Here is a 13,130-nt window from a genome sequence, read left to right as displayed (position 1 = left end):
AATCAGACACAGCCCGGTAAAGTTCATGCGGCCGACGAAGGAGGCCACATGAGCCTCACTCTCGCCGACGCCAGGATCGTGACTCCCGAGGGAGTGCACGAGGGGTGGCTGACCATCGAAGACGGCCGCATCACGCATGTCGGTCACGGATCCGCCCCCGGTCCAGGCCTGAGCGTGGGCGGGCGGCACGTCGTGCCCGGCTTCGTCGACATCCACAACCACGGCGGCGCGGGCGGCTCCTTCCCCACCGGCGAGCAGGATCAGGCCCGCGACGCGGTGGCGCTGCACCGGCGGCACGGCACCACGACCACCATGGCCAGCCTCGTCACCGACTCGCTCGACGGGCTGACCCGCGCCGCGGCCGCGCTGGCCGAGCTGTGCGACGAGGGGCTGCTGGCGGGCATCCACTTCGAGGGCCCGTACATCGCCAGGAGCCGTTGCGGCGCGCACGATCCCACGATGCTGCGCGAGCCGTCGCCGCAGGAGTTCGCGGGGCTGCTGAAGGCCGGGCGCGGGCACGTGCGCATGGTCACCATCGCGGCCGAGCTGCCCGGCGCGCTCGACACGATCCGCATGGCCGTGGCCGAGGGTGTGATCGCGGCCATCGGGCACAGCGACGCCGACTACGACCAGACGATCGCCGGTATCGAGGCGGGCGCGAGCGTGGCCACGCACCTCTACAACGCGATGCCGCCGCTCGGGCACCGCGCGCCCGGCCCGGTGGCGGCGCTGCTCGACGACGAGCGGGTGACGGTCGAGCTGATCAACGACGGCGTGCACGTGCACCCGGCCATGCTGCGGCTGGCGTACGAGGTGGCCGGGCCGGGCCGGACCGTGCTGATCACGGACGCGATGTCGGCCGCCGGGCTGGGCGACGGCGACTACGTGCTCGGCCCCATGCAGGTGCGCGTGGACGGCGGCGTGGCCCGGATCGTCGAGGGCGGCTCCATCGCCGGGTCCACGCTGACCATGGACGTCGCGTTCCGCCGCTCCGTGCGGGAGGTGGGCATGTCGCTGCCCGACGCGGTCCAGGTGGCCTCACTGACCCCCGCGCGGGTGCTGGGGCTGGCCGACCGGATCGGCTCGATCGCCGTCGGCAAGGCGGCCGACCTGGTGGTGCTCTCCGACGAGCTGGAGGTGGCCGGGGTGATGAAGGACGGCGGCTGGATCACGGAGCCGCGATGATCCTCACCGTGACGCTCAACCTGGCGCTCGACGTGACCTACGAGGTGCCTTCCGTCGACTGGGACGGGGTCAACCGGGTCGGCGCCGTGCACCGGCGCGCGGGCGGCAAGGGCGTCAACGTGGCCCGCGTGCTGGCCGCGCTCGGGCAGGAGGTGCTGGTCACCGGCCTGGCGGGCGGGCCGACCGGGCGGGCGATCGAGGAGGATCTGCGGGCTGCGAGGCTGCCGAGCGCGCTGTGCGGCATCGCCGCCGACTCCCGCGCGACCCTGGCGGTCTGCGAGACCGGCGGTCCCGCACCGCAGGAGACCCCCGGCCCCCGCGAGACGGCCGGAGGCCGGCGCACGGCGCTGTTCAACGAGCCAGGACCCGAGGTCACGCCCGCCGAGCTGGCGACCTTCGTACGCCACTACACGTCGCTGGCGGCCGTCGCCGACGTGGTGGTCATCTCGGGCAGCCTGCCGCGCGGCGTGCCCGCCGACATCTACGCCACGCTCGCGGACCTCGCCGGCGTGCCCGTCATCGTGGACGCCGACGGCGACCCGCTGCGCCACGCGCCCAAGGGCAGGCCCTCCGTCGTCAAGCCCAACGCGAAGGAGCTGGCCAGGGCCGTGCCCGGCGGCACCCCCGACGAGGGTGCGCGGGCGCTGCGCGATCAGGGCGCCGAGTCGGTCGTGGTCTCCATGGGCTCCGAGGGGCTGCTGGCCGTCACCGGAGAGGGGACGTTCCGGGCGCGGATGCCGTACACCGTCGAGGGCAACCCCACCGGGGCGGGCGACTCGCTCGTCGCGGGGCTGGCGCTGGGCCTGGTGGAGTCGGAGCCGTGGCCGGAGCGGCTGCGGCGGGCCGCGGCGCTGGGCGCGGCGGCCGTGGCCGCGCCGGTGGCCGGCGAGTTCGACCGCGACGTGTACGCCGACATCCATCCGCAGATCGTCATCACGTAAGGAGCACGTCATGCCGCTCGCCGCCATCGGCGACATCATCCGCCGGTCGCCCGCGGGGGTGGGCGCGTTCAACCTGATCCAGCTCGAGTACGCCACCGCCATCGTGGCCGGCGCCGAGGCGCTCGGGCTGCCGGTCGTGCTGCAGATCAGCGAGAACTGCGTGCGCTACCACGGCGCGCTGGAGCCGGTCGCGCTGGCCGCGCTCGCGGTCGCCAGGCGGGCCGAGGTGCCGGTCGCGGTCCACCTCGACCACGCCACCGACCGCGCGCTCGTGAAAGAGGCGGTGGAGCTGGGGCTGGGCTCGGTCATGTACGACGCCTCGGCGCTGCCCGACGAGGAGAACCTCCGGGCGACCGCCGAGGTGGCGGCCTGGTGCCACGAGCGCGGGGTGTGGGTGGAGGCGGAGCTGGGCGAGGTCGGCGGCAAGGACGGCGTGCACGCGCCCGGCGCCCGGACCAAGCCGCACGAGGCGGTCGACTACGTGACCAGGACCGGCGTGGACGCGCTGGCCGTGGCCGTGGGCACCTCGCACGCGATGACCACCAAGGACGCGGTCCTGGACCTGGACCTCATCGCCGAGCTGCGGGCCGCCGTGCCGGTGCCGCTGGTGCTGCACGGCTCGTCGGGGGTGCCCGACGACGTGCTGCGCGCGGCCGTGCGGAACGGCATGAAAAAGATCAACATCGCGACGCACCTGAACAAGGCGTTCACCGCCGCGGTACGCGACTACCTGGCCCACGACCAGCGCGTCGTCGACTCCCGCAAGTACGTGAACGCCGGCCGCGACGCGGTGGCGCGGGAGGTCACGCACCTGCTCGGCGTGCTCACGGGCTGAGCTCTTTGCGCATCGTCACGGCGGACCTGCCCTGGACCCCCACCCGGCCGGTCTCGACGTAGCCGAGTGAGGCGTACAGAGCGATGTTGGAGGCCATCTTGACGTTCGTGTAGAGGCGCAGCGCGGGCAGCCCCAGCCGGCGGGCCTCCTCCTCGGCGTACGCCAGCAGCCCGCGCCCGATGCCCTTGCCGTGGCTCCCGGGGTGCACCGCGACGTTGTCCACCAGCAGGACGCCGTCCTCCGGCACGAGCACGACGAGCCCCTGGAGGTCGTCGGTGACGTGCACCCGGCCGGCCTCGATGAGCGCGGCGTAGTCGGCGTCCATGGGCACCGGTCGCATGCCGACGATCTCGATCCACGGCTCGTAGGCGTCGTGGACCAGCCGCTCCACGGCGGCCCTGTCTTCGGCGCGGGCGAGTCTCATGCGCCCAATGTTGCCAGCGCCCGCTCCACCTGTCGCCTGAAGGTGCCCGGCGGATTGCGCGGGCTCTCGTGCGACAGCAGGAACAGCCAGACGAGCGCGTGGACCTTACGGCACTCGCGCATCCGCCGCTTCTCCTGCGGGCTCAGCTCGAACCGATGCGCGATCTCCACCTCGCCGTCCACCCACATCGACACGTGCTCTGCCAGCTCCGCCACCTCGAACGCCAGGTCGCTGCGGCCGGAGTCCTCGAAGTCGACGATGCGGACGCGGGTGCCGTCCCACAGGAAGTTCGCCAGGTTGCCGTCGCCGGCCCCGAACACCGGCGTCACCCCGGCCTCGCCCGGCGTCCAGCTCTCCAGCCACCGCAGGCCCTCCTTCACGGCCCGGTCCGACAGCGGGTCCCGGGGCTGCCAGGCCGCGCACCGCAGGCGTATCCAGTCGCAGACGGCCTCGCGCTGCCACGGGCGTACCGGGATGCTCCCGAGGACCGGGTGCGGCACCGCCGAGTGCAGCTCGGCAAGGGCCGCGACCAGCGCCGCCACATGTACGTCCCGCGCGAACAGCCCGCGCAGCGGCACCCCGTCGATCCTGGTCATCGACACCACGCCGGCCTCGAACGCGATCGGCTCCGGCGCCAGCCCGGGGGCGTGCTCGGCCAGCAGGCGCAGCGCCCGCCATTCGCGCTCGGCCGCGCCGGGCTTGGTGTCCACGTACCGCTTGATGACGACGTCGCCGTCAAAGGCCAGCTCATGCGTGTGCTGAAGATCGGCCACTCTTGAATGCTATGGCAAGAGGCTTTCGACAAGGCCAGCCACCAGCTTGTGGATCTCCCCGGCGGTGCACTGCATCCGTTAGGGCGAACCACCAGCGGCCTCAAGCCTGCGCCGCAGGAAGTCGCGCTCCACCTCGTTGCCCGCCCGGGCGATCGCCGCCTCGTACGCCTCCGCCGCCTCCGCGTGCCGCCCCAGCCGCCGCAGCAGATCGGCGCGTACCGCATGGAACAGGTGATAGCCCTCCACCTCAAGCCCATCGACCAGCGACAACGCCTTCTCCGGCCCTTCCACCTCGGCCACCACCACCGCCCGGTGCAACGCCACCACCGGGCTCGGATCGAACGTCAGCAGCAGATCGTACAGCTCCACGATCTGCCCCCAGTCCGTGTCCGCGGCGCTCGGGGCGTCGCCGTGCACCGCGTTGATGGCGGCCTGGATCTGGTAGACGCCGGGCCGGCCGGCTCGCAGGCACCGCCGCACGATGGCCTGCCCCTCCTCGATCAGCCCGCGATCCCACAACCCCCGATCCTGCTCGGCCAGCGGCACCAGCTCGCCCGCCGGCCCCGTACGGGCGGCCCGCCGCGACTCGATGAGCAGCATGAGCGCGAGCAACCCCATGACCTCGGGCTCATCGGGCATCAGCGCGGCCAGCAGCCGCCCGAGCCTGATGGCCTCCGCGCAGAGCTCCTCGCGGACGAGCCGGTCGCCCGAGCTGGCCGTGTACCCCTCATTGAAGATCAGATAGACCACGGCCAGCACGGCCCGCAGCCGGCCGGGCAGATCGGCCTCCTCCGGCACCCGGTACGGGATCTTCGCGTCGCGGATCTTGCCCTTGGCCCTGACCAGCCGCTGCGCCATGGTCGCCTCGGGCACCAGGAACGCGCGGGCGATCTCGGCCGTGGTCAGCCCGCCGACCAACCTCAGCGTCAGGGCGACCTGTGAATGGGCGGCGAGCGCGGGATGGCAACAGGTGAAGATCAGCCGGAGCCGGTCGTCCCGTACCGGCCCCTCCTCCAGCGGCTCGTCGCCGGCGTGCAGCAGCGCGGCCTGGGCGTGCTTGTCCTGCCGCGCCGACTCCCTGCGCAGCCGGTCGATGGCCCGGTTCCGCGCCGTGGTGATGATCCACCCCGCCGGGCTCGGCGGCGCCCCGTCCTCCGGCCACCGCCGCACCGCGACCGTGAACGCCTCCTGCACCGCCTCCTCGGCGACGTCGATGTCCCCGAAGACCCGCACCAGCACAGCGACCGCCCGCCCGTACTCCTCCCGGAACACGCGCTCGACCTCGACGGCATCACCCTGCATGGAACGACCTACTGCGGGTTCCCAGCCCTGCGCGCCATCGCCTCGACGGTGTTCTTGGCCATCAGGAGGGAGGCACCGGTCCTGTCCCGGTAGATCTTGATGGCCGCGATCATCTTCTTCTTCTCCAGCGCCTGGTAGAACTCCGGCGGCAGGAACGGCCCGTCGTCGTCCACGAGTGCGGGATCGATGCCGAGATGCCGCTGAAGCTTCGCGACCTGCTTCTCTAGCCGGGCGATTCTCTCCTCGACGGATTCCATAGCCGAAACACTACGACATCACCCGATCTTCGCGTCCGGACCGAGCAGCACGCGCACGAGCATCCGGCCGAACTCCTCCGGCCGCTCGGTGTAACGGGGCCTTCGCCACGCACCTCGTAGTACAGCCGTGCCCCCGGCACTCGCAGCGTTCCCGTTCTCATCTTCCCCGCTCCTCGTCGTTCGCTCGCGGCCAGTTCTGGAGCAGCACGTGCAGCGCGTCGATGGCCCGATCCCAGGACGTGTTCACGTCCCTGGGATGCGCGAAACTCCCCGTGGCCTCAAGGCTGGTGTATCCGTGGAAGGTGCTGCGCAGCAGCCGCACCGCGTCGGTCAGGTCGGGCTCCTCCAGGTCGTAGCCGCGCAACATCCCGTACGTCAGCTCGCCGGTGCGCCGGAACATCGTGGTGTCGGTTACCTGGGCCAGGTCGAGCTTGCTCTGCGTGGCCGCGTAACGCCCGGGATGCCGCAGCGCGTACTCGCGGTAGGCGCCGGCGAACGCGGCCAGCGCGTCCTTCCCCGAACGCCCCGCCACGGCCACGCCGATGAGATCGACCATCTCCCCGGCGGCCAGGATGGCCACCCGGGTACGCAGGTCCTGGAGATTCCTCACATGCGAGTACAGGCTCGCGTCCTTGACCCCGAACCTCCGCGCCAGCGCGGACACGGTGACGTTGTCGAACCCGACCTCGTCGGCGAGTTCGGCCGCGGCCCGGGTAACCCGCTCAGCCGTCAACCCCGCACGCGCAGCCATCCGCCATCTCCCGCTTCCTAGATTCCCTAGGTTGTACCCTAGGGCTTACAGGAAAGGCAAAATACGGGATAAAAACAACGTTCTGCAGTATCTTGAGTACAGTGAGTGAGGAGATCTCATACGATGACGGGAGCTGATCGTGAGGGAGGAGTCACAAGAAGTGACCGCCACTGTCGTTACCCTGCAGGAAAAGCACCGCATCATCCTGCCCGACTCGCCATATCAGATGTGGGTTGAGGGTGAACTCCACGACTATCTCCACATCCCGGACGACGGCACCCGAGTCGAAATCATCGATGGAGAGATCGTCGTGTCCCCCGCCCCCCGGTTTGACCACAGCCTCATCGGTATGGAGATCACCGAGATCATCCTTCGCGCACGCATTACAGACCCGTCCTACCGGTGGCGATGCCTCTCCGGCGCCGGGCTGGACTTCGTCGCCGATGAGAACGCTTACATCCCGGATCTCATTGTGATGGACGCCGAGGTCATACAGGAGGCCCGGAAGTTCGGCCTCCGGTATCTGGTCACCGACCAGGCTGAAATGGTCGTCGAAGTGACATCTCCCTCTAACGCACACCAAGACCGACCCCCGACCGCCAAGCGAGCAGGCAAGGGCAAGTGGTGTGGATACGCCCGTGCCGAGATCTCCTACTACCTGCTCATCGACCTCGACCCGGCCGTCTCGAGGATCACCCTCTACTCGATCCCCGACCAGGCCTCCAGCGCCTACCTCCACAAGGAGAGCTGGAGCCTTGGCGAGACGATCACCTTGCCCGACCCGATCGGCGTCGAGATTCCCACGGACGACTGGAAGCCTTGGGATTGAGCCGCTGGCTCAGGCCATGACCACGATCCCCCGGCTGGCGCCGCCGGCCTGATCCGCCGAAGTTCAGGCCACGTCCGACAGACAACGGCCCGCCGCCCCAACGGGCAGCGGGCCGCCAGAAAAACCGCGTCAGCGCTGGATCGGCGCGACGACGACCTCCACCCGCTGGAACTCCTTGATGTCGGAGTATCCGGTGGAGGCCATGGTCCGCTTCAGCGCGCCCATCAGGTTCATGGACCCGTCCGCCACGCTGGACGGCCCGTGCAGGATCTGCGCCAGCGTCCCCACGGTCCCGAACTCGACGCGCCGCCCCCTGGGCAGGTCAGGATGGTGTGCCTCCGACCCCCAGTGGAACCCGTGCCCGGGCGCCTCGGCCGCGCGGGCCAGCGGCGAGCCCACCATCACGGCGTCGGCCCCGCAGGCGATCGCCTTGGCGATGTCTCCCGAGGTGCCCATGCCGCCGTCGGCGATCACGTGGACGTAGCGGCCGCCCGACTCGTCCATGTAGTCACGGCGCGCCGCCGCGACGTCCGAGATCGCGGTGGCCATCGGCACCGCCACCCCGAGCACGTTACGCGTCGTGTGCGAGGCCCCGCCGCCGAACCCGACCAGCACCCCGGCCGCGCCCGTGCGCATGAGGTGCAGAGACGCCGTGTACGTGGCGCAGCCGCCCACGATGACCGGCACGTCCAGCTCGTAGATGAACTGCTTGAGGTTGAGCGGCTCGGCCCGCCCCGACACGTGCTCAGCGGACACGGTCGTGCCGCGGATGACGAAGATGTCGACGCCCGCGTCGATCACGGCCTTGTGGTATTGGACGGTGCGCTGCGGCGACAGCCGCACGGCCGTCGTCACCCCGGAGGCCCGGATCTCCTCGATCCGCCGCCCGATCAGGTCCTCCTTGATCGGCGCCGCGTAGATCTCCTGGAGCCGCTTCGTGGCCGCCGTCATGTCGAGGGCGGCGCACTCCTCCAGCAGCGGCAACGGGTCTTCGTACCGCGTCCAGAGCCCCTCGAGGTCGAGCGGGGCCAGGCCGCCGAGCCGCCCGATCTCGATCGCGGTGGCGGGCGACACCACGCTGTCCATGGGCGCGACGACCACGGGCAGCTCGAACCGGTAGGCGTCGATCTGCCAGGCGATCGAGACCTCCTCCGGGTCACGCGTGCGCCGCGAGGGCACCAGACCGATCTCGTCGAGCGCGTACGCTCGCCGCCCGGTCTTCCCCCGGCCGATCTCCACCTGCTGAGTCATCAACTTACCTTCTGTGATAGTTCGGGGCTTCCACGGTCATCACGATGTCGTGGGGGTGGCTCTCCTTGAGACCCGCCGACGTGATCGGCATGAGCTCGCAGTCGGTGTGCATCTGATCGATCGTGCGGCACCCGGCGTACCACATGCCCTGGCGGAGCCCGCCGACGAGCTGGTGCGCGACGGCCGCGACCGGGCCCCGGTAGGGGACCTGCCCCTCGATGCCCTCGGGGATGAACTTGTCCTCGCCATCGACCCCGGCCTGGGCGTAGCGGTCCTTGCTGAAGGAGGTGCCGCCGCGCTCGCGGTTGCGCACCGCGCCCAGCGACCCCATGCCCCGGTAGGACTTGAACTGCTTGCCGTTGATGAAGATCAGCTCACCGGGCGACTCCTCGCACCCGGCGAGCAGCGAGCCGAGCATGACCGTGTTCGCACCGGCCGCGATGGCCTTGACGATGTCGCCGGAGTATTGCAGCCCGCCGTCGCCGATCACCGGGACCCCGGCGGGAGCGCACGCCTTGGACGCCTCGTGGATGGCCGTCACCTGCGGCGCGCCGACTCCGGCGACCACCCGGGTGGTGCAGATGGAGCCGGGCCCGACCCCCACCTTGACGGCGTCCGCGCCCGCGTCGACCAGCATCTGCGCGCCCGCCCTGGTCGCGATGTTGCCGCCGATGACCTCGACCTTGCTGTTGGCCTTGACCTTGGCGATCATGTCGGCCAGCCCCTTGGAGTGCCCGTGGGCCACGTCCACGACCACCACGTCGACCCCGGCCTCGATCAGCGCCTTGGCCCGCAGCTCGGCGTCGCCGCCGACCCCCACGGCCGCGCCCACCAGCAGGCGGCCGTCGGCGTCCTTGGTGGACAGCGGATATTGCTCGCTCTTGGTGAAGTCCTTGACCGTGATCAGGCCGCGCAGCCTGCCCTCGGAGTCGACCAGGGGCAGCTTCTCGATCTTGTTCTGCCTGAGCAGGGCGAACGCCTCGTCGCGCGACACCCCCACCGGGGCGGTGACGAGCGGCATCTTGGTCATGACCTGGCGTACGGGTCGCGACTGGTCGGTCTCGAAGCGCATGTCACGATTTGTCACGATGCCGACCAGCGTGCCCGACACGTCCGTCACGGGCACACCCGAGATCCGGTACGTCGCGCACAGCCGCTCCACGTCGGCCAGCGTGTCGTCCGGGCTGCAGGTGACCGGGTTGGTCACCATCCCCGCCTCGGACCGTTTGACCAGGTCTACTTGCTGGGCCTGCTCTTCGACCGACAGGTTGCGATGGAGGATGCCGATGCCGCCCTGCCTGGCCATGGCCACCGCCATGCGCGCCTCGGTGACCGTGTCCATGGCCGCAGAGACCAGCGGGATGGACAGCGAGACGCCCTTCGACAGGCGGGACCTGGTGTCCGCCTCCCCTGGCTGGAGGTCTGAATAAGCCGGCACCAGCAGCACGTCATCGAAGGTTAGACCCATCTCCGTGAACTTTGACATGCTGCGGCCCCCTCTGCCGTTGCTGTAATTCAGCCAAGTCTAGGGCCTGCCTCCAAAACCCGTTTTCATGGCCTCACCCCGTGAGACGGGCTCGGTCGCCAGATGCCGCCGCTCCTCCGGGCGACCGCGCCCCCTCGCCCTGATGCCGGGAGGACGATGACCCCCACGGTCCGTCGTACTCCCGGCATCAAAAGTGCCGGGGGACGGGACGGTCGGTGATCCGTCCCATCCCCCGGCCACCGGCATCCGGGCGTGGCTGCGCAACGCACCCACCGAACCCCCCTCCGCGTCCTGATGGGCGGCGCGACCGCACCCTTGAAGGATGCCGACGCTAAGTAAATCCTGCGTTACTGAACGGAACAACGCAATGTGAAAACGTGCAATTGCACGAAGTTGCACCGTGCCAACGGCGAGTCGGAGCAAGAAGCGGACACGGGCGTATTGCGGCGTTATTCTCGCGGCACGCCCGTGTACCCCCTACGGAGCCGCACACAATGCGCAACGAGTCCTGCACCGCGTCAGACCCCTTCGAGACGCTGGGCCTCGACCCGGCCCACAGCGCGCTCTACACGGCGATCCTGCGCCTGCACAGAGCGACGCGAACCGATCTCGCCCAGGCCATGGACGGGCCCGTCGAGAAGGTCGGCCGCCAGCTCGACGACCTGGTCAAGCTGGGAGTGGTCGACGAACAGTCAGGGGAATACCTGGCCAGGCATCCGGCCGCCGCCCTCGGCAGGGTGATCGCCGAGCGCCTCGACCGGCTGGCCGAGGAGAGCCGCATGATCGACTCGGCGTTCGGCTCGATCCGCAACCTGATCCGCGACTACGACGCCGGGCGCGACTACCAGAGCGGCCCCTTCACGGTGGAGCTGGTGAGCGGCGCGGACGTGCTGTACGAGAGCGTGGTGGGCATCGCCGTGCAGTCCCTGTCGTCGCCGATGGACTTACTCACCGCGATCCCGGACGAGCGCACCATGACCGACTTTGTTCGCAAATTTGCGGACCCATGGATAGACGCCCAGAAACGTTCCCTGCTCACCGTCCACGCCGTCATCCCGGTCGACACCCTCGCCCTGCCCGGTGTTCGCGACCGGCTGACCAGCCTCATCGAGACCGGCGGCCGGGTACGCACCCTGCACCGGGTGCCGAGCTGGTTCATGACCGCGGGATCGGAGGTCGCCGGCCTGCCCCCCTTCTGGGGCGGCAGCCTGCCCGACCACGCCTACAACTTCTACCTCGTACGCACCCCGCTCGTCGTCGGCATGCTCCGCGCGCTCTTCAACGAGCTCTGGGCCAGGGCCGTACCCCTCCCCTGGGGCCGCCGAGGCGAGGGGATGGTCCAGGTCCTGCGCCTGGCCGCGCAGGGAATGTGCGACGACTCGATCGCCCGCCAGCTCGGCGTGTCGGTCAGGACGGTACGCGCCAGATTCGCCGACGCCATGGCCGAGCTGGGCACTCAATCACGCTTCCACGCAGGTGTGGAGGCCACCAGGCGCGGATGGCTGAGCTAATACTCACCGCTGGGGCCGCATCGGTCATATGGTGGGAAGGTGCTGGAAGACGTCCCCCGCGACCCGTTCGCGGACGACCCGAACGACCCTTCCTCTGCGATGGGCGCACTCGACGACGCCGAGCCACTGACCGCGGCCGAGCGTGACGAGGCCATCACCGACCTCGCCGACGTCGAGGTCTTCCGCTCCCTGCTCGAACCGCAGGGGGTGCTGGGTCTCGTGCTCGACTGCCCGGAATGCGGCGAGCAGCACTTCTTCGACTGGGAGCTGCTGCGCGGCAACCTACGACAGATGATCGAGAAAGGCCAGCCCCAAGTCCACGAGCCGGCCTTCCACCCGGACCCCGCCGACTACGTCAGCTGGGAGTACGCCAGAGGCTACGTCGACGGCGTCATCGACACGGAGGAACGCCGCTGACCAACCTCACCGAACACGGACGAGCCCGCCCGACCACCGTCGCCGTGCTCATCACGAACCGCGGAGAGGCAGGACCGGCCACCGTCACGATCATCGATCGCGGAGAAACGCGATCGACCGACACCACCGATCACCAAGGAATGCCGCAGACCGTCGAAATCGACGACATCCTTCACCAAAGCGGCCAGGAATCGCACGGCCGGATCGCCCCAGCCGCCTGGATCGCCAGGAGCTGCCGAATCAGGCAGCCCCTCTCCACGACCGAGCACGTCGAACAACGCGTCGGTCTCCTCCTCCGGAGTCAAGCCGACTCCAGCTCCGCCATCTGCCGCAACCTGGCCAACGCCCGATGCTGGGCGACGCGGACCGCACCTGGTGACATGCCGAGTACATTACCGGTCTCCTCGGCCGACAGCCCCGACACCACTCGCAACAGCAGCAACTCCCGCTGATTCTCGGGCAGCCGAGCAAGCAGCCTGCGCGCGTGCTCGACCTCGATGTAGCGGACCACGGTCTCCTCAGGCCCAGGCCCGTCGTCCGGACCGTCGGGCAGATCCTGCGTCGGTACGGCGGACCGCACCGAACTCCGCAGCGCATCTGCCACCTTGTGCGAGGCGATCCCGAAGACGAAGGACGCGAATGGCCGCCCCATGTCCCGGTATCGCGGCAACGCGGACAACACCGCGATGCACACCTCTTGGGCAACGTCATCGGCAATGTGATATTGCCCAGTAACCCTGCCCAGCCTGGCGCGGCAATACCGCACCACCATCGGACGCAACTCACCGAGCAGAGATTCGATCGCACTGCGATCTCCCTGCACGGCGAGGCTCGTCAGTTCCCTAAGGTCGGAGTCATCCGTCCGTACCGGAAGTCTCGACGCGAGCCTTACCCCAATTTTGGCGTCGGCGACGCTTCCCTCGCTCACGATAGGCATGATGCCCGCACTGATCCGGCCTGTCGTCATGGCGAACGGCTACGGATTGGTCACATTGAAGCGACGATAACGAACAGTAATCGCGCGACCACACTAAGCCTTAAAAGCTGACATACTGTTTCACTTCATAACCCGGAATGCACAACATTTGTCAGATCCCAGACGCTTATCCCCCACTTCCGGTTTACTCCAATTATCCACCTTTTCCACCCACTTCCCCCCATGTCGCCC

15 protein-coding genes are annotated in these 13,130 nt (G+C 69.5%); 6 read left to right on the top strand and 9 right to left on the bottom strand.

The features are described from left to right. Window positions 1-48 precede the first annotated feature (48 nt). The 3 genes from nagA to EJK15_RS39435 are packed head-to-tail and all read left to right on the top strand — an operon-like array spanning window position 49 to window position 2,961. A complete protein-coding gene (gene nagA / locus EJK15_RS39445; RefSeq protein ID WP_138715580.1) occupies window positions 49-1,185 on the top strand; it encodes an N-acetylglucosamine-6-phosphate deacetylase in 1,137 nt (378 codons plus the stop codon). After that, window positions 1,182-2,126, top strand: coding sequence for a 1-phosphofructokinase family hexose kinase (locus EJK15_RS39440; RefSeq protein ID WP_138715579.1), 945 nt, complete (start codon window positions 1,182-1,184; stop codon window positions 2,124-2,126). The genes nagA and EJK15_RS39440 overlap by 4 nt, the downstream gene beginning before the upstream one ends. A 10-nt stretch (window positions 2,127-2,136) precedes the next feature. Continuing rightward, complete coding sequence (locus tag EJK15_RS39435; protein WP_138715578.1) at window positions 2,137-2,961, top strand: class II fructose-bisphosphate aldolase; 825 nt, start codon at window positions 2,137-2,139, stop codon at window positions 2,959-2,961. Here EJK15_RS39435 and EJK15_RS39430 read toward each other — a convergent pair. From EJK15_RS39430 to EJK15_RS39410, 5 genes are all read right to left on the bottom strand, one after another. Next, on the bottom strand, window positions 2,951-3,385 hold the full coding sequence (locus tag EJK15_RS39430) for a GNAT family N-acetyltransferase (RefSeq protein ID WP_138715577.1): 435 nt from the start codon (window positions 3,383-3,385) through the stop codon (window positions 2,951-2,953). The genes EJK15_RS39435 and EJK15_RS39430 overlap by 11 nt on opposite strands. Continuing rightward, window positions 3,382-4,158, bottom strand: coding sequence for a phosphotransferase family protein (locus EJK15_RS39425; RefSeq protein ID WP_138715576.1), 777 nt, complete (start codon window positions 4,156-4,158; stop codon window positions 3,382-3,384). Before EJK15_RS39425 ends, EJK15_RS39430 begins: the two co-directional genes overlap by 4 nt. A 78-nt stretch (window positions 4,159-4,236) precedes the next feature. After that, window positions 4,237-5,460 carry an RNA polymerase sigma factor gene (locus EJK15_RS39420; protein ID WP_138715575.1) on the bottom strand — a complete coding sequence of 408 codons (1,224 nt, stop codon included), beginning with the start codon at window positions 5,458-5,460 and terminating at the stop codon, window positions 4,237-4,239. A gap of 8 nt (window positions 5,461-5,468) precedes the next feature. Beyond that, window positions 5,469-5,717: a hypothetical protein gene (locus EJK15_RS39415; RefSeq protein WP_138715574.1), complete on the bottom strand. Its 249-nt coding sequence runs from the start codon at window positions 5,715-5,717 to the stop codon at window positions 5,469-5,471. A gap of 157 nt (window positions 5,718-5,874) precedes the next feature. Next, entirely contained in the window at window positions 5,875-6,468 is a 594-nt protein-coding gene (locus EJK15_RS39410; protein ID WP_138715573.1) for a TetR/AcrR family transcriptional regulator, read from the bottom strand. Window positions 6,469-6,628: 160 nt separating this feature from the next. Here EJK15_RS39410 and EJK15_RS39405 point away from each other — a divergent pair, with 160 nt between their 5' ends. Further along, a complete protein-coding gene (locus tag EJK15_RS39405; protein WP_138715572.1) occupies window positions 6,629-7,297 on the top strand; it encodes a Uma2 family endonuclease in 669 nt (222 codons plus the stop codon). Window positions 7,298-7,426: 129 nt separating this feature from the next. On the opposite strand, the gene EJK15_RS39400 is transcribed toward EJK15_RS39405, so the two are convergent. Then, a complete protein-coding gene (locus EJK15_RS39400; RefSeq protein WP_171074792.1) occupies window positions 7,427-8,548 on the bottom strand; it encodes a GuaB3 family IMP dehydrogenase-related protein in 1,122 nt (373 codons plus the stop codon). 4 nt (window positions 8,549-8,552) lie between these two features. Next, the gene (gene guaB / locus EJK15_RS39395; RefSeq protein WP_138715571.1) at window positions 8,553-10,034 is read right to left on the bottom strand and encodes an IMP dehydrogenase; all 1,482 of its coding nucleotides are present in this window, start codon (window positions 10,032-10,034) and stop codon (window positions 8,553-8,555) included. A 494-nt stretch (window positions 10,035-10,528) separates the two neighbouring features. On the opposite strand from guaB, the gene EJK15_RS39390 reads away from it, so the two are divergent. After that, window positions 10,529-11,545, top strand: a complete 1,017-nt coding sequence (locus tag EJK15_RS39390) for a helix-turn-helix transcriptional regulator (protein WP_138715570.1) — start codon at window positions 10,529-10,531, stop codon at window positions 11,543-11,545. A gap of 39 nt (window positions 11,546-11,584) precedes the next feature. After that, window positions 11,585-11,962, top strand: a complete 378-nt coding sequence (locus EJK15_RS39385) for a DUF5319 domain-containing protein (protein WP_090930411.1) — start codon at window positions 11,585-11,587, stop codon at window positions 11,960-11,962. On the opposite strand, the gene EJK15_RS39380 is transcribed toward EJK15_RS39385, so the two are convergent. Together EJK15_RS39380 and EJK15_RS39375 are read right to left on the bottom strand one after the other, a co-directional pair. Next, window positions 11,923-12,267 carry a hypothetical protein gene (locus EJK15_RS39380; RefSeq protein WP_138715569.1) on the bottom strand — a complete coding sequence of 115 codons (345 nt, stop codon included), beginning with the start codon at window positions 12,265-12,267 and terminating at the stop codon, window positions 11,923-11,925. The genes EJK15_RS39385 and EJK15_RS39380 overlap by 40 nt on opposite strands. Further along, window positions 12,264-12,899, bottom strand: coding sequence for a sigma-70 family RNA polymerase sigma factor (locus tag EJK15_RS39375; RefSeq protein ID WP_138715604.1), 636 nt, complete (start codon window positions 12,897-12,899; stop codon window positions 12,264-12,266). The genes EJK15_RS39380 and EJK15_RS39375 overlap by 4 nt, the downstream gene beginning before the upstream one ends. Window positions 12,900-13,130 lie beyond the last annotated feature (231 nt).

It is taken from the genome of Nonomuraea basaltis (assembly GCF_005893125.1).
GTDB lineage: Bacteria > Actinomycetota > Actinomycetes > Streptosporangiales > Streptosporangiaceae > Nonomuraea > Nonomuraea basaltis.
Note: the sequence above shows the minus strand (reverse complement) of the source record. Positions and strands in the feature narration are given on the sequence as shown.

Coding starts and splice junctions, on each gene's coding strand:
- nagA (WP_138715580.1), top strand. CDS start 49: ATGAGCCTCACTCTCGCCGACGCCAGGATCGTGACTCCCGAGGGAGTG.
- EJK15_RS39440 (WP_138715579.1), top strand. CDS start 1,182: ATGATCCTCACCGTGACGCTCAACCTGGCGCTCGACGTGACCTACGAG.
- EJK15_RS39435 (WP_138715578.1), top strand. CDS start 2,137: ATGCCGCTCGCCGCCATCGGCGACATCATCCGCCGGTCGCCCGCGGGG.
- EJK15_RS39430 (WP_138715577.1), bottom strand. CDS start 3,385: ATGAGACTCGCCCGCGCCGAAGACAGGGCCGCCGTGGAGCGGCTGGTC.
- EJK15_RS39420 (WP_138715575.1), bottom strand. CDS start 5,460: ATGCAGGGTGATGCCGTCGAGGTCGAGCGCGTGTTCCGGGAGGAGTAC.
- EJK15_RS39415 (WP_138715574.1), bottom strand. CDS start 5,717: ATGGAATCCGTCGAGGAGAGAATCGCCCGGCTAGAGAAGCAGGTCGCG.
- EJK15_RS39410 (WP_138715573.1), bottom strand. CDS start 6,468: ATGGCTGCGCGTGCGGGGTTGACGGCTGAGCGGGTTACCCGGGCCGCG.
- EJK15_RS39400 (WP_171074792.1), bottom strand. CDS start 8,548: ATGACTCAGCAGGTGGAGATCGGCCGGGGGAAGACCGGGCGGCGAGCG.
- guaB (WP_138715571.1), bottom strand. CDS start 10,034: ATGTCAAAGTTCACGGAGATGGGTCTAACCTTCGATGACGTGCTGCTG.
- EJK15_RS39390 (WP_138715570.1), top strand. CDS start 10,529: ATGCGCAACGAGTCCTGCACCGCGTCAGACCCCTTCGAGACGCTGGGC.
- EJK15_RS39375 (WP_138715604.1), bottom strand. CDS start 12,899: ATGCCTATCGTGAGCGAGGGAAGCGTCGCCGACGCCAAAATTGGGGTA.